Raw genomic sequence first — 24,361 nt, forward strand, 5'->3', positions numbered from 1 at the left:
ATGAGCGGGCGGGACGCCCGCGGTCCAAGATTCATGACCCCTCCGCCTCGTATGACGGGGCACCTCCCCAGCGCTGGTGTGCTTCGATCGCGCGCTGGAGCTCCGGCCCGCCGCGAGGTCCTGCGCCAGGCAGCGCGGGCGAGGGCCGGCGCGTTGTTCGCCGACCACCAGGCCATTCGCGACTTCGAGGCGTTCCTGGTAGCGACTGTTGCCGCCTCCGGCTGCAACGAGAAGCTGCCCGAGGGCTGGCGGCCGGGTGCGGCGTAAGGCTCAAGCGTTGGGAGAGCGCGCCACTGATGGCGGAGTAAACTCCGCCAAGATGGCGCTCATGCTCTTCTGGACCGCGGGCGTCTCGCCCGCTCATGATTTCAGGAGCAGGCGAGACACCCGCGGTCCGCATGAGCGCCGCCCAAGGCGGAGGTTACCCGACTCAGGTGGCGCACCCCTCACAACATCCCATGAGCGCCATCTTGGCGGAGTTTACTCCGCCATCAGTGGCGTGCTCCCAGTGCTGAGTGCGCGCTTCAGCGCTCCGTCTGCTTCAGCCGGTCCGCCATCTTCTCGGCGATCATCACCGTGGTGAGGTGGGTGTTGGCGCGCACGACGGTGGGCATGATCGAGGCGTCGATGACGCGCAGGCCGGTGCAGCCGATCACGCGGCACTCGGGATCGACGACCGACCGCGGGTCGTCGGCGGCGCCCATGCGGCAGGTCCCGCTGGCGTGCTGGGCATCGGAGCATTCGGCGAGCATCCAGTCGTCGAGCGCCTCGGCGTCGAAGGGCTCCTCGATCGAGCGGCCTGTCGCGCCGTATTCGACGCGGGTCGCGATAGCCTGCATCTCGGCGTGGCGGCCGATCTCGCACAGGCGTCGCACGCCGTCGCGCATGCGCAGGAGGTCGCTGTCGTCGGACAGCATGCGCTCGTCGACGCCAGGGTCGATCGCGGGATCGCGTGTCGTGATGCGGACACTGCCTTCGCTGAATGCCTGGAAGGCCGAGACGGCGATACGGGCGCGCGCCGTGCCGCCTTCCTCTTCCGGCCGCAGGTTGCCGGCGATCATGATCATGTCGTTGAGCCCCGCATTGCCGAGGCTCGAGCTGTAGCGCAGGCAGCAATTGGTGTGGCGATGCGCCAGCGTGCTCACACGCGCGCCCTCCCTGAGGTCGAGCACGAGGCCGAGGATGGGATGGTCGAGCAGGTGCTCGCCGACCGGGCGATCGGCCACGACGGCGATCCCGAGGCCCGCCAGCAGTGCGCGCGGCCCGATGCCGGTGCGCTGCAGGATGGCCGGCGAATGGATGGCGCCGGCCGACAGGATGACCTCGCGACGGGCGCGGACGGTGCGTCGCTCGCCGCCCGCCAGCACGTGGACGCCGCTCACATGCGCGCGGTTGCCCTCGACCTGCAGCGTGTCGACGAGAGCCTGGCCGACGACCGTCAGGTTCGGTCGGCCGCGCGCCGGCTCGAGATAGGCGTCGTTGGTCGAGATGCGCAGCCCCTGCCGGCTGTTGATGGCATAGGGCGACACGCCGCTGCCCTCGGGCGCGTTGTGATCGGCGCACCAGCCGTAGCCCAGCGCCAGCGCCGCCTTCATCAGGGCACGGTCGACGTGGCCCCAGGCCTCGACCGGCGCGCGGTAGACGGGGATCGGGCCGTCGGCGCCGTGCCAGGCGGCATCGCCGTAATCGACGTCGGTCTCGAGCCGGCAGAACCAGGGCAGGACGTCCTGCCATCCCCATCCCGCGCAACCCGCGGCGACCCAATCCGCGAAATCGTCGGGGATGCCGCGGATGGCGATCTGGCCGTTGATGCTCGAGCTGCCGCCGATCGCGCGCCCGCGCCACAGCAGCTTGGGCTCCTGGCGCCCGGTACGCCGGGCGAGCAGCTTCGGCCAGCGGTAGTTGTCGTCGGCAATGGCGCGCAGTGGATTGGGAATGCGCAGGTGATGGGGCGTCTCGGCGGTGCGGAAGTCGAACCCCGCTTCGAGCAGCAGGACACGAAGGGCAGGGTCTTCGCTCAGCCGGGCCGCGAGAACGGCGCCCGCCGAGCCGCCGCCAATGATGATGTAGTCATACTCGTCGTTCATTGCCCTTCCTTCGCCGCAGGTCGTTCATCGAGGGGCGAAGGATAGGGCGGTCGTGCGACAAGTCATCCGTTCGTGAAGCGTCTGGCGAGAGGCATTTCGCCCCGCTCCATCGCGCTGTCACTTGCCACACCCAGTGTCCACGCCCGGCTGAACTCGGCGCCCAGCAGGAAGATCTGGGCCGAATAGAAGATCCACAGGAGCATGACGATGATCGCGCCCGCGCCGCCGAAGGACGAGGCGATCCCGGTCTGACCGATGTAGAGCGCGATCAGGTATTTTCCGCCTTCGAACAGGATCGTTGCAAACAGAGCGCCGGGCAGCGCGTCACGCCAGCGCACGATCCGATCAGGCAGGGTCTTGTACATGATGGCGAAGACGCTCGTGATCAGTGTTGCCGAGACGACGACGTCGATCGCCGTCACGAGGACGGCGCCAGCGGGAAGGATGGCCTTGAGGAACGCGGCAATGGCCGCCAGGGCGGCACTCAGGACCAGCGAGACCATGAGGATGAAGCCCAGCGCGATCACCAGACCGAGACTGGCAATACGCGCCTGAACGAGCCGCGACAGCGTCGATCGACGCGACTTCGCCTTCCAGATCGCGTTCAAGGCCATTTGAACCTCGCCGAAGACACCGGTTGCGGCGAGCAGGACGGTGGCCAGGCCGATCACTGTCGCAAGCGCACCGGAAAACCGGTCGCTGGCGCTCCGCAACATGGCCTGAAGCGCTCCGGCCGTGTCGCGGCCCATCAGGCCGCTCAGCTGGTCGACGATAGCACCCCGGGCGGCGTCGCGGCCGAACACCATGCCGGCCACGGCGATGATGACCAGCAACACAGGGGCCAGTGAGAACAGCGTAAAATAGGCAATCGAGGCGCCACGGCTGAATGCATCGTCGGCGATGTAGCCTTCGAGCGTGCCGCGAATCAGGGCCCAGGCGCGGCGCAACGGCATTGCCAGCTTCCGAACAGGTGCACTGGACGTGCTCCAGGCACGCCTCGATCGTGCATCTTCCAACGACGGAAAATCACGACAGTTCCTGTTTGCCAGCTTTTTTGATGGCACCATCTGTCGGAACGGGCATCGCCGAGCCAAGGTCTGCGATCCGTCCAGGCGGTTTCTGGACTACGATGGCAAGGCGAATGCGCTCGATCCGGCCGCACGGCAGCCGATCGGGCCTGACGTCAACAGAGGGGGAACGGCATGCTGTCCGAACCTGGACATTACGATTATGCGCCATACACCGGGCGCCCGCGCATCGTCTGGCCGGGCGGGGCGCGCATCGCGGTGTGGCTGGCGCCAAACATCGAGCACTACGAGCTCGAGCCGCCCGACAATCCGCGCAAGACGCCGTGGCCGCGGCCGGTGCCCGACATCCTCAACTATTCCCATCGCGACTACGGCAACCGGACCGGCTTCTGGCGCATGGCCGATGTCATGGCCAGGCACGGCGTGCGCGGCAGCGTCTCGCTCAACGTCGCCGTCTGCGACCACTATCCCGAGATCGTCGAGCGCTGCTGCGCGCTCGGCTGGGAGCTGTTCAGTCACGGCACCTACAACACCCGCTACTTCTACGACCTGTCGGAAGATCAGCAGCGCGCCGTGATCGCCGACAGCCGCGAGACCATTCGCAGGGTGAGCGGCCAGTCGCTCGACGGCTGGCTGACGCCGGCCATCACCAACGACGAGACCACGCAGCACGTGCTGGCGGAGGAGGGGATCAAGTACACGCTCGACATGGTGCACGACGACCAGCCGATGCCGGTCAAGGTGCGCAACGGCCGGCTGATCAGCGTGCCCTATTCGCTCGAGGTCAACGACGTGCCGCTGTTCCAGACCCGCAACACGCCGGTCGAGCGCTACACCGCGATGGTCAAGGCGCAGTTCGACCAGCTATACGCCGAAGGGGCGGAGAACGGCACGGTGATGTGCCTGCCGCTGCATCCCTACCTGATCGGCCAGCCGCAGCGCATCGCCGCCCTCGACGCCGCCCTCGCGCACATCGTTGGGCACGATGGCGTCTGGCTGGCGACGGGCCGCGAGATCGCCGCCTGGTACACCGAGCACTATTACGAGACGGTCTCGAGCTGGCTGGCGTCGGGCACGCCGGGAGGCCGGCGATGAGCGGCCCCGGCATCCCGAACTACCTCGACTACAAATGGCGCCGGCGCGGGCTCGACCACGACCGCTTCCCGCACCGCAATCTGCCGCAGGCCAGGCCCGTCGCGTGGCCGGGCAAGGCGCGGGTGGCGCTATGGGTTGCCGTCCATGTCGGCCACTTCCCGATGGACATGCCGCGCACGCCCTTCGTGGCGCCGGGCGGAGTCGACCGGCCCTATCCGAGCTACTGGGATTACACCCAGCGCGATTACGGCAACCGCGTCGGCATCTATCGCCTGATGCGGGCGCTCGATGCCCGCGGCGTGCGGGCGACGGCGCTGCTGAACAGCGCCGTCGCGACGCGCTACCCGGCGCTGGCCAGGGAGATCGCCGCCAGCCAGTGGGAGGTCGCCGCCGCCGGGATCGACATGGGCAAGCTGCATCACGGCGGCCTGGCGCAAGCGCAGGAGAAGGCGCTGGTCGAGCAGGCGGTGGGCGCGCTGCGCGGCGCCTTCGCGACCCCGATCCGTGGCTGGCATTCGCCTGCCCATTCGGAATCGCTCAACACGCTCGATCTCGTGGCCGCGGCCGGCCTCGACTGGGTCGCCGACTGGATCAATGACGACATGCCCTATGCGGTGACGACGTCGGCTGGAACGCTGACGGCCATGCCGCTCGCCTGGGACCTGTCGGACCAGCGGCTGCTGTTCCAGCAGCACATGGATACCGCCGAGTTCGTCGAGCAGGTGCTGCGCGCCTTCGCGACGCTCTATGGCGAGGCCCAGCGTACCGGCAGCGGCCGCATCCTGACGCTCACCCTCACGCCGTGGCTGATGGGCCAGCCGCATCGCATCCGCGCGCTCGGCGGGCTGCTCGATCGCATCCTCGACCATGCCGGCGTCTGGCCGGCGACCGGCGCGGAGATCGTCGATGCATGGCGAGCGGGTGGGTGAGGACTTGTTGTCCTCCCCAGCTTCGCCGGGGAGGTATCGCAGTCTTGCGGCGACCTGCCTCCGCCGAAGCGAAGCCGCTTCGGCTTCGCGCAGGCAGGCGGAGGGGTCATGAATCATGCGGACCGCGGGCGTCTCGCCCGCTTAAGCTCACGAGCGGGCGAGACGCCCGCGGTCCGGAAAGACTCATGACCTCTCCGCCCCGTAAGACGGGGCACCTCCCCAGCTCCGTTGGGGAGGAAAATGAAGACCGCAGTGAACCGGCCCGGGTGAAAATGCATGCCGCGCATGTGAAACGAATCCTTCCCCCCGTGGCGCGCCGAGTCGAAGCTCGCTGTCCGACGCGCCCCGCCTCCCGGTTGCCTGGCGCGACTAGGGAGCATGGGCATGGATGGATCGGCGAACCGCGCCGGTGTGGATCAGCACAGCGACGTCGATGGTCGCGTCGCCTGGCGGGTGGCGTGGATCACGCTCGCGCTCCTGTCGGTGTCCTACGGCTCGCCGCTCCTGATCGTGGTCGGCATGCGGACGATGCAGGAGTCGCTCGGCACCGATCGCTCGGTGATCGCCCTGGCGGGCTCCCTGGTGTGGGTCGGCACCGGCGCCGGTGGCATCCTGATGGGCTGGCTGGCCGATCGCATCGGCCTGCGCACGACGGTGATCTTCGGCGCCTGCATGATCGCCGCCGGGCTGGCGCTCTCGGCCACCGGCTCGGTATGGGCGATCTATGTCGGCCACGGGCTGATGGTGGGCCTGCTCGGCAACGGCGCGGTCTATCCGCCGCTGCTGGTCTATGTCACCCGCTGGTTCCACCGCCGTCGCGGCTCGGCGATCGCCCTCATCTCGTCAGGCCAATACGTCGCCGGCGTGCTGTGGCCATCGCTGATCGAACAGGGGATCGCAGAGGTCGGCTGGCAATGGGTGATGCTGGGCTTTGGCGCCCTGGTGCTGGTCTTCGTCGTGCCGATGACGTTTTTCCTGCGGCAGGCGCCCGGCATGGCAACCACGGCGCACGGGCACCTGGCCGGCGTCGTCCGCCGCCGCGTTGCCGGATTGCCGGCCAATCTCGTGCAGGCCCTGCTCTGCGTGGCGGGCTTCTGCTGCTGCATTCCGATGTCGATCCCGCAGGCCCACCTGGTCGCCTTCTGCGGCGACCTTGGCATCCGGGCGACCCATGGCGCGGCGATGCTCTCGGTCATGCTGGCCGCGGCCTTCCTGTCGCGCCAGGCCTGGGGTGCGCTGGCCGACCGGATCGGCGGCCTGCGCACCGTGCTCGCCGGATCGGCCTGCCAGTTGGTCGCCATCGCGAGCTTCCTGCTCACCCAGGACGAGGCCGGCCTGTTCGCCGTTGCCGCCGTGTTCGGCCTGGGGTTCAGCGGCATCATCCCCGCTTATTCGGTGGCGATCCGCGACCTGTTCCCGGCGGCCGAGGCATCATGGCGGGTCCCGCTGACGCTCTTCACCGCGATGAGCGGCATGGCCTTCGGCAGCTGGTTCGCCGGCGCTCTCTACGATCATTTCGGCTACTATGCGCCGGCCTTCGCCTCCGGCGTCGGATTCAACATCCTCAACCTGATGATCATAGGCTTCCTGGTCCATCGCACGGCGTCGTCGCGCCGCAGCGGCCTGTGGTCCCTGGTGAGGTGACAGCCGGCTATCCCGTCTGGTGGCAGGCCGCTTCGAACAGGCGCCTGGCATGCAGGGTCGCCAGCTCGAGGTCGGTCACGAGCTCGGCAATGATCCAGCCGTCGCGCAACCCGGCGCGGGTGCTGGCATTGACCTTGGCCAAGGCCGCGTGAATGGCTTCGATGTCCCGCTTCTCGCCCGCAAGGCCGTCGGCGGCGGCGTCGGCGTAGAGCCGCTCGGCGCGCTCGAGATTGAGGGCGAGGCGTGTCCTGACGGTCTCGGGGGCGGACTCCGAGCATTGGTCGACGCAGGCAAGCGCAAGCAGGTAGTTCTCGAGCAATAGATCGACGCGCTCTCTCGACTCCGCGACTATGTCGACGTCGTCGTGCACGCGCTTCTGCCGCACCGTCACCTCCTCTCTCGGGCGGCGGCAGTCTCGACAGCGCTCCGGCCATGGTCGGTGACATTTCGCACAGACGCCCTGGCTCATGGTTCGAGTTGGGAAATTGGTTGCAGAAGTGGTGCAGCCTGCCATTCTCGTCCCCGGGGAGCCTTCTTATCCGGGGATGTGGCGTGAATCGCGTGCCGGCGCTTCGTTTAATCGCGCTGTTCGAGGATCTGTCGGACGCCGACCTGGCGCTCGTCGCGGAGGCGTGCACCATCCGGTCCTATCCCCGCCACGCCCAAATCGTGAGCGAGCAGGAGCACACGACCGACATCTTCTTCATGCTGTCCGGCACCGTACGATTCAGCAGCTATACGACGAGCGGCCGCGAGGTGATCTTCAACGAGATCTCGACGGGCGGCATCTTCGGCGAGTTCTCGGCGATCGACCACCTGCCGCGCTCGTCGAATGTCACGGCCATGTCCGACTGCATCCTGGCCCGCATGTCGGCGGAGCAGTTCCACCAGGTGCTGCTGGCCAATGCCGCCGTCGCCACCCGCTTGGTCGAGCTGCTGGTCGCCAAGATCAGGCAGATGAGCGAACGCGTCTTCGAGGTCAGTGCCCTCGCGGTGCGCGAACGGGTGCGCCGCGAGCTGCTGCGCCTGGCAGCGAGCGGCACGAGATTCGGCAACAGCGTGGTGATCCGGCCGGCGCCGACGCATTACGACATCGCCGCCCGCATCGGCTCGCACCGCGAGGCGGTGACCCGCGAGTTCATGCGGCTCGAGGTCGAACGCCTGATCGAGGTCCGCCGGCGCCAGATTCGCATCGTCGACATCGACCGCCTCGCCGAGGCGACCGACGAGCAGGGTCCGAGGAGTCGGCCGTCGCACTGAGCAGCAGCCGTACTGGAATCGCGCCGGGAGCGCGCCACTTCCGTGGCGCTCATGCTCTTCCGGACCGCGGGCGTCTCGCCCGCTCGGGGTTCATGTGCGGGCGAGACGCCCGCGGTCCGGAAGAGCATGAGCGTCGGCTCTTTGATCGGCGACGACACACTGTGATTTTTCCCACATCCCCCGGGCGCGGCGCGGCGTGACGATGGCAGGCAAAATTTGGGGGGGACCGTAATGGCTACGATACGGCGCAAGGTCCGGCGCTCGCCGGCGCGCCGGTCCGGCGGGCCGCTTGGCCGCTATGCCTTTCGCTTCAGTGGCTTCACGCGCGTGGCGAGCGATGCGCGCGACCGCAATGGCGTTCCCTACCACATCGTCGGCGTGGGCCATGTCGTGTTCCAGCAGAATGGCGCGATCATCGGGCGGCAGAGCTCGACCGTGATCGCGATCTCGGGTGCCGGGCCGACGCTCCAGCGCACCGTCTTCGCGCTGACCGGAAGTTATCTCACGCGCGCGGACCAGACCGGCGCGCTGACCGCCTTCTTCCATAGGGTGCGCAATCCGGATACGCCCAGGGAGGCGATCGCCGACCAGCCCGAGATGAGCGACGTGTTCGAGTTCATCTCCTTCGACCGTGGCGCACGCCTCAGCCTGGTCTCCACCGCGCCGACCCTGTTGCCGGCCAACGAGCTGGTCGACGAGCTGGTCTCCGTGGAGGCGTTCCGCCAGTAGGTTGTCTCTTCTGCTGGAAGTGCGTGCCTTACGAAAGAAACTTGCTCCATGCGAGTGGTGTTGCTGGAGCAGTCAATAAAGTCACACGCTCTGAGGAGCGCCCGGAGGGCGCGTCTCGAAGGATGGGCCACACAGGAGATCGTTGGAAAAGCCGTGTCGCAGCACCCTCGCTGCTGGCCACCAAAGGGCGAAGGTTACTTCGCCCGAAGCGAGACGCGGTCCTCCGGGCCGCTCCTCATGGGTCCCTTCCTAATCTGACGCTTATGGGGCACCTCCCCCGATGACGAGGGAGGGCTATGAGTAGTGTCCACTTCTTGGCAGCTCGCTGGCGAGGCGAAGTGGCGCGCTCCCGGCGATGATCCTCGTTACTTTGCAGCCGTGCGTTCGGCAGCGGTCCGGCGCAGGCGGGCAACCTCGTCGACGATGCCGGTCTGGCCGGTCTGCCGCGCCGTCTCCTCGGCCCGCCGCAGGAGCGGCAGGGCGGTCGCGGTGTCGCCCTGAAGCAGCGCGCTGCGGCCGGCCCGCAGCAGCAGGTCGGCGGCCTCGGCAGCCTGGCCGGCGCGCAGGGCGGCGTCGGCCGCCGACGCCAAGGCGCGCGCCATGCCGCGATAGTCGAGCGCCTGCCGGCGGTTGGCGGCGGCACGCTGCAGCAGCGCGAGCGCCTCGGCCGGGCGGTTGCCGAGCAGGGCGGCACGACCTTCCAGCTCCTCGCGGTCGGCCTGCAGGTCGGCCTGCTTCGACGGCGGCAGGGCGGCGATCGCCTGGGCGAGCGCGGCGCCATCGCCGCGCTGCGCCGCCACCAGGCCGCGGATGAACCAGGCACGCGGCGCGGTGTCGCTGTCGCCCGAGGTTCGGCTCAAGGCGTCCTGGGCGGCGCCGTCGGCGGCGGCGAGATCGCCGGCGCGATAGGACGCCGCCGCCAACACCAGGAACAGCTCGGCCGGCACCGGCGCGCGCCGCCGCTCGAGGTCGCGCTGAGCGTCATGCACCGTGCCGATAGCGGCCTTGGCGTCGCCCGCCCGCATCTGCGCCAGCGCGAGATTGTACGAGACGTCGGCGATGGCGCCGGCATCGTCGCGCTCGTAGGCGCGCTGCAGGGCGGTCTTGTACTGGCGCACCGCGAGGCTCGGCATGTCCATCGACAAGGCTTGGCTGCCGGCGCGGTTGGCCTGGTCGAGCCTGGCGTCGGGCGGCGGGCCGGGATCGGCCGGGCTGCCGCCACACGCGGCGAGAGCGAGCGCCGCGAGTGGCGGCAGCAGGCGCTGGATCACGTTCTCGCCTCGGTCACGGCGAGGGAGTGGACTTCTTCTACTCCTCCCCCGTAATCGCAGGGCATTCGCATATGGCAAAAAAATCCGTCATCCCGACCGGAGCCGAGCGCAGCGAGGCGTAGCGGAGGGACCTTTCTTGTTGTGGCAACAGCAAGAAAGGTCCCTCGACTGTGCCGCCCTTCGGGCAGCTCCGCTCGGGATGACGGAATTTTTTGCGCTATGCGAATGCCCTGCCCGTAATCGGGGGAGGAATAGACGAAGATGCATCCACTCCTTGGCTTGGTCATGGGCCCGCCCCGCTCACGGGCGCACCTCGATCGCCGGCGCACGCCGGCTGGCCGGGGCAGGCGGCGCGCTCGAGCCGCCAAGCAGCCAGTGGCGGCGCAACTGGCCGAGCAGGAGCTCGAGCTCGTGCGCGGCGATCTGGGCCTGCAGCAGGGTGCTCGGCAGCGCCTCGCTGGTGACGGCGACGTTCTCGGTGATGCGCGGCGTGGTTTTCGCGAGATTGCGCGTGGTCTGCTGCAGCGAGGTCAGGATCGAATCGGCTTTCACCAGGATCTGGGCAATGCGCGGGTCCTTCGAGGTGCGTTCGAGCTGGGCGGCGAGCTCGCGCAGGCTCACCAGGGCGGCCTCGACCTCGTTGGCCATCTTGTCGTTGGAGATGAGGCGGCCGGCGACGCCTTCGCCGCTGTCGACCTTGCGGGCGACGCTGGCGGCCGACGTCAACGTTTGCTCGAGCGGACCCTCGATCCTGCGCACCACGGTGGCGGCCGAGGTCAGCGTCTGCTCGAGCGGGCCGGCCGGATCGACGGCGCGATGGGCGACGGCGGTGAAGGCCTGCACCGCCTTGTTGACGTCGTCGATCAGCGGCATGACCTTGGCGCGCAGCTCGTCGATCATCTGGCCCAGCGTATCGGTCGGCGCGCGGTCGCTGGTGGCGGCGATCACGGCATAGGACCAGTCGAGCTCGGGGCCGGAGCCGCGCGAGATGTCGATATAGGCCGCGCCTGCCACGCCGAACTGGCGGCGGATCGAGACCACCGAATCGCGGCGGATGAAGGGGCGCATCTGGTCCTCGACGCGCGCGACCGCGTGCATGCGCTGGTGGTTGGGATCGATGACGATGCGGCGGACCTCGCCGGCGCGGGTGCCCAGCACCTGCACCTCGGCGCCGGGCGCGAGGCCCGCGACGCCTTCGTCGGGCAGCAGGATGCGCAGCGTGAAGGACGGCTGGAACCAGTCCTTGAGGAAGCCCGCGTTGATCAGCACGCCGATGAAGACGCCGATGCAGGCCAGCACCACGGCACCGACGAGCTCGTCGAACTGGAAGACACCGAAGATCGACCGCTTCATCGCGCCCTCCGTCCTTGCGCCAGCCCGTGCTCGGCCAGCCGGAGCACCTGCTCGGCCTCGACGAACTGCGTGGCCTGGGCCGCCAGGCTACCGGTAATCCATAGCACTGCAGCGCCGCGGTCGCGCGCCGTCAGGAGGGCCTGCGCCATCGGCACGGCGAGGTCGGGCGTGTGCTCGAGGGCCTGGTCGTGCACCACCACCAGGTCGGGCTCGCCCAGCAGGCCGCGCACGCAGGCCGCCCGCACCAGGGCGCGTCGCGGTGTCGTCTCGCTGCGTCCTGACGGCAGGCCGGGCAGGCCGAACAGCCGGGCAAGCTGGGTGGCATGGTCGATCATCTCGTCGCGCGGTCGCTCGAAATGGTAGGCGCCGGCCAGCAGCACGGCGTCGAGCACCGACATGTGGCTCGGCCAGACGTCGCTCTGCACGACCGCGCCGATGCGGCGCCGTCGATGCATACGCTCGCGCGGATTGCGCGTCGTCCAATTGACGCCGAGGAACTGGACCTCGCCCGCGCCGGGGTCGGCCAGGCCGAGGCAGAGATCGACCAGCTCGGCGGCGTCGGCCTCGTCCTCGACCTCGACCAGGGCGACGGTGCGGCGCGGCAGCTCCAGGTCGAGCCGGATCGGCATGGTGGAGAGCTGGCGCTCGGCCAGGGTGACGCTGCGCAGCGACAGGACCGAACGGGCGGGGCGGAGCGCCATGTCAGCCTACCGGCATCTCAAGGCACGAGGTCGTAGACGCTGTTGACCACGAAGATCGCGATCGCCGAGCGCACGAAGCCGCGCGGTACCAGGCGCTGCAGCTCGTCAGCCTGGTCGCGCCGCGCCAGCCCGGTCGCGCAACAGGCGAGCGCCACGGCGAAGCCGATGGTGATGCATTTCAACGGTGGCAGGATGAAGTCGTTGATCTCCATGGCGCGCAGCACGAGATCGCTGAAATCCCATATCGAGTAGGAGACCAGCCCCAGCGCGTTGGCCATCAGGTAGCCGGTCAGCAGGGTCGACAGCAGCAGGATGGTGCCAAGGCAGAAGGCGCCCAGCGCGAAGGCGAAGGCGCGCGGCACGACCAGCAGCATCAGGGGGTCGAGCCCCTGGATCTCGAGTTGGCGCAGCCAGCCGCGGGCGCGCGCCTCGCCGAGCTCGATCAGGGTCGCCGTGCCGGCGCGGCCGAACAGGATCAGGCCGACCAGGATGGGCACGAACTCGCGCACCAGGAGCACGACGATGACCGAGCCGACCAGGCCGGTGGTGCCGGTCTGGGCCAGCCAGTAGACCGCCTGCGATACCAGCGCGAAGCCGACCAGCAGGCCGGTCGCCACCGTGGTGGCGAGCGAGCGCACCGTCACCTCGTGGAGCACGCGCTTGAACTCGATCCTCACCGGTCCCTGCCAGGTGCCGCGGCGCAGCGCCACCACGACGACCGTGGCGGCCAGCGACAGGTAGAGCAACAGGCGATGGACCAGCAGGATCGTGGCACCGCCCAGCGCTGCCAGGCCGCGTCGCACCAGCGGAAGGTCGCGCCGTTCCGTCCGCGCCATCACAGGCGGTCCACCAGCACGAAGGTGCGCATGTCGCCGGTCTCGGGCAGGAAGTAGGTGCCGCGCGGCCTGAACAGGAATCGGTCGGCGAGCAGCTCGTAGGCGGTTTCGGAGGCCGCGATGGTACGCCGGGCGGTGCTGGTCGAGAGGACCTTGGCGACTCCGATCGCCCCGCCCCACAGATGGCGGCTCGGCGGATCGGTGGCGACCGTCAGGCTCATGACGGTGCCGATATCGATGGCGAAGCTGAAGTCGAGGCTGATGTTCCAGCGTTCCTCGAGCTCGAGCAGCCGGTCGCGCAGATCGAGCATCGCCGTCGCCACGCAGCGCGCCGATGCGGTGACCGCCGTCTTGTCGCCGGAGAAGGCCGCCAGCACGAGCTGGTCGTCGAGCAGTGCGGCGTAGGTGAGCCCGCTGCTCTCGATCGAGCGCCTGAGCTCGTTGACGATCGCCTCCATCGCCGTGCTCTCCTCGCACGACGTCGGGCGCTTGGCCACCGTCGTCCACATCGGCAGCTTCAACACGGCGATGGTCGCCCGCTCGATCGCATTCTCCTCGAGGTCGTCGAGCGAGGCGTCGGCCAGCATCAGCGTCTGCTCGAGCCGCGATTCGCGGGTGGCGAAGCTTTCGACCGAGGTGCTGCCGGCCGAGCCCCCGCCCGCCGCCGCGACCGCGGCGCGGGCCGCGACCGGTACCGGCGGAGCGGCGGCGGCGTAGCGCAGCGCCAGCACCACGGCCAGTGCATCGCAAAACTCCACCATGCTGGCGGTATGCTCGCCGCGCGCCGGATCCTCGACCGTGATCATGCCGGTCAGCCGGCCGTTGGAGACGATCGGCACGATGTAGACACTGGTGGTGCCGAGCGGCTTCAGGTAGGCGACGAACAGGTCCGCCGTGCGCCCCTGGCTCGCGTCCTGGGCGTCGATCGGCTCGCCGTTGCCCAGCGCGGCGAACAGGTCGGGCATCTGGTCGCGATGCAGCTCCATGCCGCTGGTATGGTCGTGCACGGTACGGTCGAAGCAGTCCTCGCACAGCAGCGAGGTGCGGTCGCTGTTGAGCCGCCACACCGCGACCCGCTTGCCGGCGCAGGCCGTCGCCGCGGTTTCGAGCGCTCCTGCCAGACCCACATCCTCCGAACCGTCGGTCGGGCCGCTGGTGCGTGCCAGCTCGACGAAGGTTCGGGTGCGCGCCTCGAGCGCCTGCTGGCGCGCGGCCGCCGCCGTCACCGTTCGGTCGGCGGCGACGCTGCGCCAGGCGAGCAGGCCCGACAGCCCGGCGACGATCAGCACGACCAGCCCCGACATAAGGAGCGTGGCAAAGGCGCTGTCGGCGACGAAGCCCACGAAGTCGGTCTCCGGGACGACGATCACGACCACCCAGTTCTTGTCAGTGATCATGCTCACCGGCTCCGACGAGACGATGACGTGCTGGTCGTCGAATGTCAGCACCTGGCGGCCGAAGCCGGCGACGCGCAGATGGTTGAAGATCCGGGTCATCAGCGGGTCGCCGAGCTCGTCGAGCATCGGTGCCTTGGCGTCGGGCCGGTCGACCGGCAGCCAGTCGTCGCTCGGATAGGCGACGATGCGCCCGCTGCGGTCGAGGATGAACGCGTTGCCGTTCTTTCCGACATCGAGCTGCTTCAGGAAGGCACAGAGGTTGGCGAGCTCGATGTCGACAGCCATCACCGTCTGCAGCTTGCCGTCGGCGTCGAAGTGAGGAACCGAGACAGTGATGCCGGGCTTCTTCAGGGTGAAGAAGGGATAGGTATCGGTCCAGTACGGCTTCTTCGTGCGCTCCGCGCCCAGGTACCAGGGGCGCGTCCGCGGATCGAAGGTGTCGGCCTGATCGCTCTCGACCGAGACGACCTTGCCCTGGGCATCGCGCCGGGTCCATGCGACGGTCCGCTTTTCGCCCTGCCGCTCGACCAGCTTGCTGTCGAAGCTGCCCTTGTCGTTGCGAATCACGAACAGGAAATTGCCCTCGGGATCGGCGTAGCTGAAGGCGGTGGCCGCGGTAACGGTGGCCAGCGCATGCCGGGCGAAGCGCAGGACCTCGCGGGCGCCGCTCGGCACGCTGCGCCCGGCCCCCGCCTCGTCCGCCAGCTCGAGGAACTGCTGGGCAGGGGCAAAATAGGACTCCATCTGGACGGCGACCCGCCGGTCGATCGCCGTGATCAGGTCGTTGCCCAGGATGGCCGCGCCGCGCCGGTTGCGCTCGTAGACCGAGTACGCCATGCCCGTGACCAGCACCACCGCAACCACGACACCGGCCATCGGCAGGCTATGGCGCAAGGCCCTGCGCAAGCGGGACGGGCGCCCTTCGCGCTGGGCTTCCGACAGGGCCGTCAGGTCGGGCGCCACCTGATCGGACGGTGACAAGGAGGCCATGTGGCGGCCAGCTTACTCCATCGGCACGCTATTGGTAGAGCCCGACGTTCCCCCGGATGCATAGCCGGGGCTGTCTCGCGGGCTCGGGGCTTGGAGCGCGCCACTCCGATGGTGCTCATGGGATGTGCAATCAGCAAGAAGAGCGCCATCGGAGTGGCGCGCTCCAAGCCATGACCCCTCCGCCCTCTTGGGGGGCACCTCCCCCGTAAGACGGGGGAGGATTGGAGAGTCACTCGACCGTGACGGACTTGGCGAGGTTGCGCGAGGTTGCGCGGTTGGTCGATGTCGCAGTCCCGTGCCATGGCGACGTGATAGGCCAGGAGCTGCAGCGGGATGTTGAGCAGCAGGGGATCGAGCTCGGGCGTGAGCTTGGGCACCACGAACGATCCATCGACAGGGACAGGAGTGTCGCCCGGATGCGTCACGGCGAAGACCGGCCCGCCGCGGGCCTTGATCTCGTCGATGGTCGCGAGGTTCTTGGCCAGCAGGTCGTCGTGCGGCAGGACGATGACGCTGGGGGTCTCGGGCGTGATCAGCGCCAGCGGCCCGTGCTTCAGCTCGGAGGCCGGATAGGCCTCGGCGTGGAGATAGCTGATCTCCTTCAGCTTCAGCGCGCCCTCCTGGGCGATCGCATAGCCCGCCGCGCGGCCGAGATAGAAGGCGTGCTGGGCCCTGGCGAAGCGTTGCGCCAGCTGGGCGATCTCGGCTTCCCGCGCCAGGATCGCGGCGATGTGGTCGGGCAGGGCTTCCAGGGCGGCCAACAGGCGGGCACCGCCGGCATGCGAGAGATCGCGGAGGCGGCCGAGATTGATGGCGAGCAGGGCCAGCGCCACGACGCTGCAGGTGAAGGTCTTGGTCGAGACCACGGCGATCTCCGGGCCGGCCCGCAGGTAGATGCCGCGGCTGCATTCGCGCGCGATCGTGCTGCCGACGACATTGACGATGCCGAGCACCCGGCCGCCCTTGCGCTTGATCTCCTGCACGGCGGCCAGGGTGTCGAACGTCTCGCCCGACTGGCTGACGGCGATGTAGAGCGTATCCTTCTCGATCACCGGGTTGCGGTAGCGGAACTCGGAGGCCTGCTCGGCCTGGGTCGGGATGCGCGCGAGCTGCTCGATCAGATGAGCGCCGGCTACGCCCGCGATGTAGGCAGCGCCGCATCCCAGGATGCGGATGCGATGGACGTCCAGCAGGTCGCGCGCCGCGAGCTCGATGCCGCCCAGATGCGTGGTCTGGAAGCGAGGGTCGAGGCGGCCGCTCAGGGTTCGCCGCACCGCCTCCGGCTGGTCGGCGATCTCCTTGCGCATGTAGTGCCGGAAGGCGCCCTTGTCGTAGGCTTCGTCCTTCCAGACCAGGGCCGACGGCGTCTTCACCGTGCTGGTGCCGTCGTCGAGCCGGCGAGTCTCGTAGCCGTCGGCGCGCACGGTGGCGACCTCGCCGTCGTCGAGATGAACGATGCTCGCGGCGTGGCGCACGAAGGCCGCCGCATCGGAGGCGAACAGCATCTCCTTGTCGCCGATGCCGAGCATGATCGGGCTGCCGTTGCGCGCCACCACGAGCTGATCGGCGCGCCCGGCATCGATGACGGCGAGACCATAGGTGCCGACGACCAGGCGCAGCGCGGCGCTGACGACCGACTCCAGAGGCGAGCCGTCGTCCATCAGCGCGATCAGGTGGGCGACGACCTCGGTGTCGGTCTCCGAGCTGAAGGCGATGCCGCGCTCGGCGAGCTGGGCCCTGAGGGCTGCGGCATTCTCGATGATGCCGTTGTGCACGACGGCGTAGCGACCGCTGGCGTCGCAATGAGGATGGGCGTTGCGGTCGCTGGGCGCGCCGCTGGTCGCCCAGCGCGTATGGGCGATGCCCAGCATCCCCTTGAAGCGCTGCGGCTTCAGCTCCTCGAGATCGCGGATCTTGCCCTTGCGCTTGGCGAGCCTGAGCGCGCCCTTGTTGCCGATCGCGATGCCGGCCGAATCGTAGCCGCGATATTCCAGGCGATGCAGCCCCTCCATCAGGATGGGCGCCGCCTGACGCTTGCCGATATAGCCGACGATGCCGCACATGGTTGGGGGTCCTAGCCGTAAATGATGCGGCGCAACTGCCGCGTGGTGTAGGCGGGCGCCGGAAAGCGCCGCTGCGCGAGCTCGACCTGGAGGCGGGCGAAGATCGCGGTGTTGGTAAGCCCCTGACGCTGGAGCGCCAGGTGACGCCGCCGGACGAACGCCTCCGGCTCTTCGATCAGGAACGACACGACCTCGTCGACCAGGCGGCGCGCGTCGCTGCGGTCCAGTCGCGATGTCCGGGCGAGGTACTCCACGAGTTCGTCCAAATCGGCCAACTCGGCTCCATTCAGGGAATTTCTAGCAAGCCAGACTGGGAGAAATGGACATTCTTGCCCGATTCCGGGCAGGAGTGCCAAGCTTTCAAGTTACCCGAAGCTGGATTCGGGCTGTTCGGACCACCCAGTTGCAGAAAGTCCTGACCTTCCGGATCTCGCCCAGGGTCGCAGGGTACGTCAGGCAATAGCGCCGGCCGCTGGGTGCGAAGCCAAGCGGCGCGACCAGGCGGCCGAGCCGCAGGTCCTCCTCGACCAGCGGCCGCGGCGCCATGGCGACGCCCAACCCGCCGACCGCCGCCGCCAGCAGAAAAAAGAAGTGCTCGAAGCGCCGTCCGCGCCCTGCCTCGATGCCAGTCACCCGGCGGTGCTTCAGCCAGTCCGTCCAGGCGTCGATGCGCGTCTCGGTGTGCAGGAGCGGCAGGCGGCGCAGATCGGCGGGCCGGCGGAGCGGGTGTCGCGCAGCGAAGTCGGGGCTGCACACTGGCCCGATGTCCTCGTCCATGAAGGGGCGCGCCTCGATGCCGGCGGGCCACGGCGGGTTGCCGATGCGGATCGCGACGTCGATCTCCTCGCGCCCGAAGTCGACGGGCCCCGACGATGCCGAGAGACGCACGTCGATCGCCGGATGACGCGCATTGAAATCGTAGAGACGCGGGATCAGCCAGCGCATCATGAAGGTCGGCAGGCACGCCACGACCAGGGGGCCGCGCTGGTTGGCGCCGGTCAGCCGCGCCGCGCTGCTCTCGACGATGTCGAGCGCCGTGCGCACCGCCGGCAGCAGCGCGCTGCCGGCTTCCGTGAGCTCGAGCCGACGGGTCGAGCGACGGAACAGCTGGACGCCGAGATGCGCTTCCAGAGATTTCATCTGCCGGCTGATCGCCCCATGGGTGAGGTGAAGCTCCTGCGCGGCCGCGCTGAAGCTCAAGTACCGCGCCGCCGCCTCGAACGCCGGCAAGGCCTTCAACGGGGGAAGCCGACGTCTCGCCATGCCTGCTCTTTGTGATGAAAGCTCACAGGTGCAGTGAGCTTAGATCGTTTGTCGCCGCCATCCAATTGCCTTTCTCTGTGCAGCGATGAGCATGGCAAGACCCATCGTCCGGCCGCGCAATCCGTGCTTCTCCTCCGGACCTTGTGCCAAGCGTCCCGGCTGGCGCGCGGAGGCGCTCAACGGTGCGCTGGCGGGGCGCTCCCATCGCTCCGCTGCCGGAAAGGCGCGGCTCGCCGAGGTGATCGAGCGATCGCGCAGCGTGCTCGGCATTCCGGCCGACTACCGCATCGCCATCGTGCCGGCGTCGGACACCGGCGCCGTCGAGATGGCGCTGTGGTCGCTCCTCGGACCTCGCGGCGTCGACGTCCTTGCCTGGGAGAGCTTCGGCGAGCAATGGGCGCAGGATATCGCAAGCCAGCTCAGACTTGCCGATGTGCGCACCTTTGCGGCGCCTTACGGCTGCCTGCCCGATCTCGCTGCGACGTCGGCCGAGCGCGACATCGTGTTCGCCTGGAACGGCACGACGTCGGGCGTGCGCGTGCCAGACGGAGCGTGGATCGCCGCCGACCGGTGCGGCCTCACGATCTGCGATGCCACCTCCGCCGCCTTCGCCATGGCGCTGCCCTGGGACAAGCTCGATGTCACGACCTGGTCGTGGCAGAAGGCGCTGGGCGGCGAGGCGCAGCACGGCATGATTGCGTTGAGCCCGCGCGCCATCGAGCGCCTGCTGAACCACACGCCGGCGTGGCCGATGCCGAAGATCTTCCGTCTGGTGCAGGGCAATGCGCTGGCCGAAGGAATCTTTCGCGGCGAGACGATCAACACCCCCTCGATGCTGGCGGTCGAGGATCATCTCGATGCGCTGCGCTGGGCCGAGGACATCGGCGGCCTGCCGACGCTGATCGCCCGCGCCGAAGCCAATCTCGCCGCGATCGAGCACTGGGTGGCGCGGGCCGGCTGGCCGGCCTTCCTTGCGGCGGACAAGGTCCATCGCTCCTGCACCTCGGTCTGCCTGCGCATCGCCGATCCGGCGGTCACCCGCCTGGACCTGACCGCCCAGGCCGTGATTGCCCGGCGGCTCGCGGCGCTGCTCGATTCCGAGGGGGTGGCGTTCGACATCGAGGCCTACCGCCACGCGCCGCCCGGCCTGCGCCTGTGGGCCGGCACGACGGTCGAGATGGCCGACCTCCGCGCCCTGTTCGGGTGGCTCGACTGGGCCTATGCCGAGGTGGCGCCATGACCACGATGGCCGCCGCGACCTCACGCATCGCATCGACCGTGGATCTCGATGCGCCGGGCCTGCGCCACGGCTACCTCAAGTTGCCGCATTCCACGCACGACTCGGCCTATGGCTGGATTCCCATTCCCGTCACCGTGGCGGTGGGCGGCAGCGGGCCAAGCGTCCTGCTGGTTGCGGGCAATCATGGCGACGAGTACGAAGGCCAGATTGCCCTGATGAAGTTCGTGCGCGCGCTCGATGTGGCAGCGCTGCAGGGCCGACTCATCGCGCTCACGGCGGCGAACTTTCCCGCCGTCATGGCCGGCCGGCGCGTGTCGCCGATCGATGGCGGCAATCTCAATCGCGCCTTCCCCGGCAACGCGAGCGGAACGCCGACCGAGATGATCGCGCACTACATCGAGAGCGTCCTGCTGCCGCGCTGCCAGTACTGCCTCGACCTTCACTCGGGCGGGAGTTCCCTCGAATACGTTCCACACGTCCATGCCCGGCAGCCGGACGATGAGGAGCGTCGTGCCATGACACTGAAGCTGATCGCTGCCTTCGGGGCGCCCTACGGCGGCCTCGTGCGGCCGCTGCAGGGCGAACCGCGCACCCTGTCGGCCGCGGCCGAACGGCTGGGCGTGATCTATCTAAACGCCGAGCTGGGCGGCGGCGGCACGATCTCGCACGAGCTGGTGACGATGGCCGAAGCGGGCGTGCGCCGGGCGCTCGCCGCGACCGGTGTGCTGCCGGCCCATCCGTCGACGCCGCCCGCTCGGACGATGCGGCCATTCTCGGTCGAGGGCACCGCCAATTATGTCTATTGCCTCGAGGACGGGCTGTTCGAGCCCTTCGTGCGCCTGTGCGACGACGTGCAGCCGGGCCAGCCCGCCGGCGCCTTGCATTTCCCGGACACGCCATGGCGCCGCGAGGAGATCGTGAGGTTCGAGAGCGCCGGCATGGTGCTGTGTCGCCGCTTTCCGGGCTGGGCGCGCCGCGGCGACTGCCTCTATCAGCTGGCGAGCCTGGTGACATGAAGAAGGAACTCTGGCTGGCGGTCGCGCTGCTGGCCTGGCTCGGGGCACGCCTCGCGCCGGCGCAGACCGGCCTCGGCCTTCCGGCATTGGCGGTGCTGGGTGTCACCGCTGCGGGGACCATCCTGTGGATCACCGAGGCGGTCCCGCTCGGCGTCACCGCCTTGCTCGTGATCGTGCTGCTGGCGATTGGTCCCGGCATGACCCTTCCGGCGGCGCTGCACGGCTTCACGTCGGAGGTCACCTTCTTCCTGATCGGCGCCGCGGCCATGGGCACCGCCGTCGAGGCGAGCGGCCTGGCGCAGCGCGCGGCGCGCTTTCTCACCAAGGGCGCGCGCGGCAGCCCGACGCGGCTCTATGTGCAGATGATCGTCGCGCTGCCGGCGCTGGCCTTCCTCGTGCCGTCGGCCATCACGCGCAACGCCATCCTGATCCCGGCCTATCGCGAGGCGCTCGACGGCATGGGCGTCGACAAAGGGGGCCGCGTGGGCCGCGCCCTCATGCTGGCGCTCGGCATGCTGAACCCGCTCGCCTCGTCGGCGCTACTGACCGGCGGCATCGCCTCGATCGCGGCGGCGACGCTGCTTGGCGGCTTCTCCTGGCTGCACTGGTTCGGCCTCATGGCGGTGCCATACTACGCCCTGATCCTGTTGGGCGGCCTCTACCTGCGTCTCATGGTCGGCAGGTTCGAATCGCCGGTCGCGTCCGCCGCCGTGCCGCCGGCCGCGCCGTTGTCGACGGCCGAGACCAGGACCCTTGTGGTGCTCGCTTTGACCGCGGCGTTGTGGCTGACCGATTCCTGGCATCACCTCTCGCCCGCGATCCCGGCGCTGATCGCGGCCATCGCACTCGCCTGTCCGCCCTTTGGCGTGCTGACCTGGAAGGCCTTCGAAGCCAGGCTGTCGTGGGGCCTGATCCTCACCGTGGGCGCCTCGCTCTCGCTCGCGCGAGCGATGACCGAGAGCGGCGCGGCGGCGTGGCTCGGCGAGCTGCTGATCGGTCACCTGGCCGCGCTGTCGACCGCGCCGCTCGTCCTGCTGGCGCTGCTGGTCGTGGCGGTCGCCGTGGTGCATCTCGCGATCACCAACCTCGCGGCCTGCATGGCGCTCCTGATCCCGATCGCGATCACCATCGCGGCCGCGGCCGGGCTCAATCCGCTGCTCTGCGGCCTCGTGGTGACGCTCGCCGTCGATGCCGTGATCCTCTATCCGGTGCAGACCGCGGCCAACCTGCTCGCCTACGAAAGCGGCTACTTCGCCACCGCCGACGTGCGCCGCCTCGGGCTCGGGATGCTGGTGCTGACGATCGTGGTGGTGATGCTGGTGCTGCCATGGTGGGCATTGTTGTCGCTGCCCCTGGCGGGAGCACGCTGATCCATTCAGGGTCTTCGATCGGCGCCGTCATCGCCCTCGAGCCCATGCCGGCGGAGCCGGTAACGCTGCGGGACCGTCGGCCAGACGATGCTGGCGAGACGTTTCGGGGCTGTCGTAGAGTGACGCCCGTGTGAAATTTATCGCCATGCCCACGGATCCATTGGCCCAGGCGGCTCGTCTCAACGCCGTGATCCAGGACAGTCCGCTGCTGTCGGCCGTCACCGCCAGATGGGCGCATGTCGGCCTGCCCGATGCCTGGCTGACTGCCGGTGCGATCGCCCAGACTGTCTGGAACGACGGCTTCGGCTTGCCGCCTGAACACGGTATCGCCGACGTCGATATCGTCTATTTCGATGGCGAAGATCTGTCGGCCGAGGCGGAGGCCACGCATGCGGCACGAGTGAGAAGACTCTTCTCGGACTTGGCCGTCTGGATCGACGTCAAGAACGAGGCGCGCGTCCATCTCTGGTATGAAGCCAAATTCGGCCGGCCGCTCACGCCTTATGTCTCGACCGCAGATGCCATCTCCACTTTCCCGACGACCGCCACGGCAGTCGGGGTGCAGCCCCGGGCGGATGGGCTCGCGCTCGTGGCTCCGTTCGGCCTCGCCGATCTGCTGGGCCTGGTCGTGAGACCGAACAAGAAGCAGATCTCGAGTCAGGTCTACGAGGCGAAGATCGGACGCTGGTTGACGCTTTGGCCAGGCCTTCAAGTCGTCCCGTGGGATGAGGTGCCGGTGCCGCATGGAGCCGCCGGCGCGTGCTAGGCCTGCCCGAGGCCGTGGAACCCATCACCCGATACAGCTCATCGACGTCTCGCGGCGTTTGCCAGCGCGAGGCCATCTCGCGGTTCGGGCAAGGCCCGATCGTCTTCTGCTGCCAAATGTGGCAGAGCAGAATGGTATGGAAGGCCGATCGTGACGCGGGGAGGCAATGCAGAAGTTCATCCACATCACCGACACCCACTTCGTGCCGCCCGGCAACCTGCTTTACGGCCTCAATCCGCTCGATCGGCTGGCGCTCTGCGTCGCCGACGTCAACAAGCATCACCCCGATGCTGCCTTTGCAATCCTGACCGGCGATCTCGCGCATAAGGGCGAGCTGCCGGCCTACCAGGCGCTGAAGCACGAGCTCGACAAGCTCGCCATGCCCTACCATCTGCTGATCGGCAATCACGACGACCGTGCCGGCTTTCGCACGACCTTCCCCGATGCCCGTTTCGACGCCAACGGATTCGTCCAGTTCACCATCGACATGGGCGAAGGCGTGCTGGGAGTCTGCCTCGACACCAACGAGCCCGGCAAAGGGTGGGGCACCTTCTGCGAGACGCGCGCCACCTGGCTGCGCGACACGCTGGCCCGCACCGCCGATCAGCCGGTGATCATCTTCATGCACCATCCGCCGTTCCGGGTCAGGCTGAAGCGGATGGACGACATCTCGCTGCTGGAGCCGCGCTTCTTCTGCGAGGCGATCGAGGGCCGCAAGAACATCCGTCACCTGTTCTTCGGCCACCTGCACCGGCCGGTGGCAGGAAGCTGGCGCGGTATCCCGATCTCGACCCTGCGCGCCACCAGCCACCAGGTGGCGCTCGATTTCGTGGTCGAGGGCCGCATCATGGGCAGCCACGAGCCGCCCGCCTATGGCGTGGTGCTGCTCGAGCAGGACCAGATGATCGTGCATATGCACGACTATCTGGATCGGACGAATACGTTTCTGCTGTGACATATCATTTCCTCCCCAGCTTCGCTGGGGAGGTGTCCGCGTAATCGCGGACGGAGGGGTCATGGCCGGGAGCGCGCCACTCCTGTGGCGCTCATGGGGATGGCGGACGCACCGATGCGGATCGACAGTAGAGCATGAGCGCCAGGAGTGGCGCGCTCCCGGCCCATGACCCCTCCGTCGCCGTATGACGGCGACACCTCCCCAGCGAAGCTGGGGAGGAGAGTAATCCTCAGCCGTACCTTTGGCGCAGCAGTCGCGCCGCCTCGGCTTCGGCCTTGTGCTTGTGGTAGACCTCGTCGATGTCGTCCCGGGCGGCGGAGCCGGGGGCGAAGCCGCAGTCGGGATTGAGGGTGATGCGCCGCTTGTCG

Annotated in this window: 21 protein-coding genes; 10 read left to right on the plus strand and 11 right to left on the minus strand. The window is 68.7% G+C overall.

Features of this window, described 5'->3' with window-relative positions; genetic code table 11:
• Positions 1-524 precede the first annotated feature (524 nt).
• Positions 525-2,087: a GMC family oxidoreductase gene (locus AB7O82_RS14615; protein ID WP_428551148.1), complete on the minus strand. Its 1,563-nt coding sequence runs from the start codon at positions 2,085-2,087 to the stop codon at positions 525-527.
• Between the two features lie 62 nt (positions 2,088-2,149).
• Entirely contained in the window at positions 2,150-3,040 is an 891-nt protein-coding gene (locus AB7O82_RS14620; protein ID WP_428551145.1) for a YihY/virulence factor BrkB family protein, read from the minus strand.
• Between the two features lie 249 nt (positions 3,041-3,289).
• Here AB7O82_RS14620 and AB7O82_RS14625 point away from each other — a divergent pair, with 249 nt between their 5' ends.
• From AB7O82_RS14625 to AB7O82_RS14635, 3 genes are all read left to right on the plus strand, one after another.
• Positions 3,290-4,210, plus strand: coding sequence for a polysaccharide deacetylase family protein (locus AB7O82_RS14625; RefSeq protein ID WP_428551143.1), 921 nt, complete (start codon positions 3,290-3,292; stop codon positions 4,208-4,210).
• The gene (locus tag AB7O82_RS14630; RefSeq protein ID WP_428551140.1) at positions 4,207-5,139 is read left to right on the plus strand and encodes a polysaccharide deacetylase family protein; all 933 of its coding nucleotides are present in this window, start codon (positions 4,207-4,209) and stop codon (positions 5,137-5,139) included. Before AB7O82_RS14625 ends, AB7O82_RS14630 begins: the two co-directional genes overlap by 4 nt.
• A 384-nt stretch (positions 5,140-5,523) precedes the next feature.
• Complete coding sequence (locus tag AB7O82_RS14635; RefSeq protein WP_428619659.1) at positions 5,524-6,783, plus strand: MFS transporter; 1,260 nt, start codon at positions 5,524-5,526, stop codon at positions 6,781-6,783.
• A 7-nt stretch (positions 6,784-6,790) separates the two neighbouring features.
• Here AB7O82_RS14635 and AB7O82_RS14640 read toward each other — a convergent pair whose 3' ends face one another.
• Positions 6,791-7,168 carry a hypothetical protein gene (locus AB7O82_RS14640; RefSeq protein WP_428552306.1) on the minus strand — a complete coding sequence of 126 codons (378 nt, stop codon included), beginning with the start codon at positions 7,166-7,168 and terminating at the stop codon, positions 6,791-6,793.
• A 167-nt stretch (positions 7,169-7,335) separates the two neighbouring features.
• Here AB7O82_RS14640 and AB7O82_RS14645 point away from each other — a divergent pair, with 167 nt between their 5' ends.
• Both AB7O82_RS14645 and AB7O82_RS14650 read left to right on the plus strand, forming a co-directional pair.
• Complete coding sequence (locus AB7O82_RS14645; RefSeq protein ID WP_428552303.1) at positions 7,336-8,043, plus strand: Crp/Fnr family transcriptional regulator; 708 nt, start codon at positions 7,336-7,338, stop codon at positions 8,041-8,043.
• A 231-nt stretch (positions 8,044-8,274) separates the two neighbouring features.
• Complete coding sequence (locus tag AB7O82_RS14650; protein ID WP_428552301.1) at positions 8,275-8,772, plus strand: hypothetical protein; 498 nt, start codon at positions 8,275-8,277, stop codon at positions 8,770-8,772.
• Between the two features lie 365 nt (positions 8,773-9,137).
• On the opposite strand, the gene AB7O82_RS14655 is transcribed toward AB7O82_RS14650, so the two are convergent.
• The 8 genes from AB7O82_RS14655 to gcvA form a co-directional block, all read right to left on the minus strand.
• Positions 9,138-10,043, minus strand: a complete 906-nt coding sequence (locus tag AB7O82_RS14655) for a hypothetical protein (protein ID WP_428552298.1) — start codon at positions 10,041-10,043, stop codon at positions 9,138-9,140.
• A gap of 300 nt (positions 10,044-10,343) precedes the next feature.
• The gene (locus tag AB7O82_RS14660; RefSeq protein WP_428552295.1) at positions 10,344-11,396 is read right to left on the minus strand and encodes an MlaD family protein; all 1,053 of its coding nucleotides are present in this window, start codon (positions 11,394-11,396) and stop codon (positions 10,344-10,346) included.
• Complete coding sequence (locus AB7O82_RS14665) at positions 11,393-12,097, minus strand: hypothetical protein (RefSeq protein ID WP_428552293.1); 705 nt, start codon at positions 12,095-12,097, stop codon at positions 11,393-11,395. The genes AB7O82_RS14660 and AB7O82_RS14665 overlap by 4 nt, the downstream gene beginning before the upstream one ends.
• A gap of 17 nt (positions 12,098-12,114) precedes the next feature.
• Entirely contained in the window at positions 12,115-12,933 is an 819-nt protein-coding gene (locus tag AB7O82_RS14670; protein ID WP_428552290.1) for an ABC transporter permease, read from the minus strand.
• Positions 12,933-15,320, minus strand: coding sequence for a cache domain-containing protein (locus AB7O82_RS14675; RefSeq protein ID WP_428552288.1), 2,388 nt, complete (start codon positions 15,318-15,320; stop codon positions 12,933-12,935). Before AB7O82_RS14675 ends, AB7O82_RS14670 begins: the two co-directional genes overlap by 1 nt.
• The gene (gene glmS, locus AB7O82_RS14680) at positions 15,278-17,383 is read right to left on the minus strand and encodes a glutamine--fructose-6-phosphate transaminase (isomerizing) (protein ID WP_428619661.1); all 2,106 of its coding nucleotides are present in this window, start codon (positions 17,381-17,383) and stop codon (positions 15,278-15,280) included. The genes AB7O82_RS14675 and glmS overlap by 43 nt, the downstream gene beginning before the upstream one ends.
• An 11-nt stretch (positions 17,384-17,394) precedes the next feature.
• Positions 17,395-17,658, minus strand: coding sequence for a hypothetical protein (locus AB7O82_RS14685; RefSeq protein ID WP_428552998.1), 264 nt, complete (start codon positions 17,656-17,658; stop codon positions 17,395-17,397).
• Positions 17,659-17,743: 85 nt separating this feature from the next.
• Complete coding sequence (gene gcvA / locus AB7O82_RS14690) at positions 17,744-18,646, minus strand: transcriptional regulator GcvA (RefSeq protein WP_428553001.1); 903 nt, start codon at positions 18,644-18,646, stop codon at positions 17,744-17,746.
• Positions 18,647-18,731: 85 nt separating this feature from the next.
• On the opposite strand from gcvA, the gene AB7O82_RS14695 reads away from it, so the two are divergent.
• The 5 genes from AB7O82_RS14695 (at position 18,732) to AB7O82_RS14715 (ending at position 23,993) form a co-directional block, all read left to right on the plus strand.
• The gene (locus tag AB7O82_RS14695; protein ID WP_428553004.1) at positions 18,732-19,886 is read left to right on the plus strand and encodes a phosphoserine transaminase; all 1,155 of its coding nucleotides are present in this window, start codon (positions 18,732-18,734) and stop codon (positions 19,884-19,886) included.
• Positions 19,883-20,902: a succinylglutamate desuccinylase/aspartoacylase family protein gene (locus AB7O82_RS14700; RefSeq protein WP_428553007.1), complete on the plus strand. Its 1,020-nt coding sequence runs from the start codon at positions 19,883-19,885 to the stop codon at positions 20,900-20,902. Before AB7O82_RS14695 ends, AB7O82_RS14700 begins: the two co-directional genes overlap by 4 nt.
• Positions 20,899-22,272: an SLC13 family permease gene (locus AB7O82_RS14705; protein ID WP_428553010.1), complete on the plus strand. Its 1,374-nt coding sequence runs from the start codon at positions 20,899-20,901 to the stop codon at positions 22,270-22,272. The genes AB7O82_RS14700 and AB7O82_RS14705 overlap by 4 nt, the downstream gene beginning before the upstream one ends.
• Before the next feature lie 130 nt (positions 22,273-22,402).
• On the plus strand, positions 22,403-23,038 hold the full coding sequence (locus AB7O82_RS14710) for a nucleotidyltransferase family protein (RefSeq protein WP_428553013.1): 636 nt from the start codon (positions 22,403-22,405) through the stop codon (positions 23,036-23,038).
• Between the two features lie 166 nt (positions 23,039-23,204).
• Positions 23,205-23,993: a phosphodiesterase gene (locus tag AB7O82_RS14715; RefSeq protein WP_428553015.1), complete on the plus strand. Its 789-nt coding sequence runs from the start codon at positions 23,205-23,207 to the stop codon at positions 23,991-23,993.
• The last annotated feature ends 368 nt before the right edge of the window (positions 23,994-24,361 follow it).

Source organism: Reyranella sp. (genome assembly GCF_050185545.1).
Lineage (GTDB): Bacteria > Pseudomonadota > Alphaproteobacteria > Reyranellales > Reyranellaceae > Reyranella.

What these genes read in the sequence shown, in the direction of transcription:
- AB7O82_RS14615 (WP_428551148.1), bottom strand. Translation starts at nt 2,087, where the DNA reads ATGAACGACGAGTATGACTACATCATCATTGGCGGCGGCTCGGCGGGC.
- AB7O82_RS14620 (WP_428551145.1), bottom strand. Translation starts at nt 3,040, where the DNA reads ATGCCGTTGCGCCGCGCCTGGGCCCTGATTCGCGGCACGCTCGAAGGC.
- AB7O82_RS14625 (WP_428551143.1), top strand. Translation starts at nt 3,290, where the DNA reads ATGCTGTCCGAACCTGGACATTACGATTATGCGCCATACACCGGGCGC.
- AB7O82_RS14630 (WP_428551140.1), top strand. Translation starts at nt 4,207, where the DNA reads ATGAGCGGCCCCGGCATCCCGAACTACCTCGACTACAAATGGCGCCGG.
- AB7O82_RS14635 (WP_428619659.1), top strand. Translation starts at nt 5,524, where the DNA reads ATGGATGGATCGGCGAACCGCGCCGGTGTGGATCAGCACAGCGACGTC.
- AB7O82_RS14650 (WP_428552301.1), top strand. Translation starts at nt 8,275, where the DNA reads ATGGCTACGATACGGCGCAAGGTCCGGCGCTCGCCGGCGCGCCGGTCC.
- AB7O82_RS14660 (WP_428552295.1), bottom strand. Translation starts at nt 11,396, where the DNA reads ATGAAGCGGTCGATCTTCGGTGTCTTCCAGTTCGACGAGCTCGTCGGT.
- AB7O82_RS14665 (WP_428552293.1), bottom strand. Translation starts at nt 12,097, where the DNA reads ATGGCGCTCCGCCCCGCCCGTTCGGTCCTGTCGCTGCGCAGCGTCACC.
- AB7O82_RS14670 (WP_428552290.1), bottom strand. Translation starts at nt 12,933, where the DNA reads ATGGCGCGGACGGAACGGCGCGACCTTCCGCTGGTGCGACGCGGCCTG.
- AB7O82_RS14675 (WP_428552288.1), bottom strand. Translation starts at nt 15,320, where the DNA reads ATGGCCTCCTTGTCACCGTCCGATCAGGTGGCGCCCGACCTGACGGCC.
- glmS (WP_428619661.1), bottom strand. Translation starts at nt 17,383, where the DNA reads ATGTGCGGCATCGTCGGCTATATCGGCAAGCGTCAGGCGGCGCCCATC.
- gcvA (WP_428553001.1), bottom strand. Translation starts at nt 18,646, where the DNA reads ATGGCGAGACGTCGGCTTCCCCCGTTGAAGGCCTTGCCGGCGTTCGAG.
- AB7O82_RS14695 (WP_428553004.1), top strand. Translation starts at nt 18,732, where the DNA reads ATGAGCATGGCAAGACCCATCGTCCGGCCGCGCAATCCGTGCTTCTCC.
- AB7O82_RS14700 (WP_428553007.1), top strand. Translation starts at nt 19,883, where the DNA reads ATGACCACGATGGCCGCCGCGACCTCACGCATCGCATCGACCGTGGAT.
- AB7O82_RS14705 (WP_428553010.1), top strand. Translation starts at nt 20,899, where the DNA reads ATGAAGAAGGAACTCTGGCTGGCGGTCGCGCTGCTGGCCTGGCTCGGG.
- AB7O82_RS14715 (WP_428553015.1), top strand. Translation starts at nt 23,205, where the DNA reads ATGCAGAAGTTCATCCACATCACCGACACCCACTTCGTGCCGCCCGGC.